The organism is Streptomyces abyssalis (assembly GCF_001751365.1).
In the GTDB taxonomy this organism is placed as follows: domain Bacteria; phylum Actinomycetota; class Actinomycetes; order Streptomycetales; family Streptomycetaceae; genus Streptomyces; species Streptomyces abyssalis.
The window spans coordinates 1-323 of the sequence record NZ_LJGT01000011.1; the positions used below are offsets into that span (position 1 = coordinate 1).

1 pseudogene is annotated in these 323 nt (G+C 68.1%); it reads right to left on the reverse strand.

What is annotated here, in order from left to right:
- Positions 1-323: pseudogene (locus AN215_RS00035) on the reverse strand (Crp/Fnr family transcriptional regulator); the annotation flags it as partial.

Genomic DNA, 323 nt, shown 5'->3' on the forward strand with positions numbered 1-323 from the left:
TCGTCGAGGTCGTCGGGGGTGGGCGGGCCGGAGCGGGTGTGGATGCGCTGGGACGGTGCCGCGTTGTGCAGCAGCCCGAAGTCACGGCTGTTGACCATCTCGTGCTCCTGCCGCTCCCGCAGCGCCTCCACCGTCAGCCGCAGCTGCTCCTCCACCTGGTTCATCGGATGGTTGTACAGATCCGCCACCCTCGTATGCACCCGCAGCACCGTCTGCGCCACACTCAGCTCGTACTCCCGCGGAGACGACTCGTAGTCCACGAACGTCCCCGGCAGCAGCACCTCACCCGCATGCCCCGAAGCCAGCTCGATCGACGCCTCACC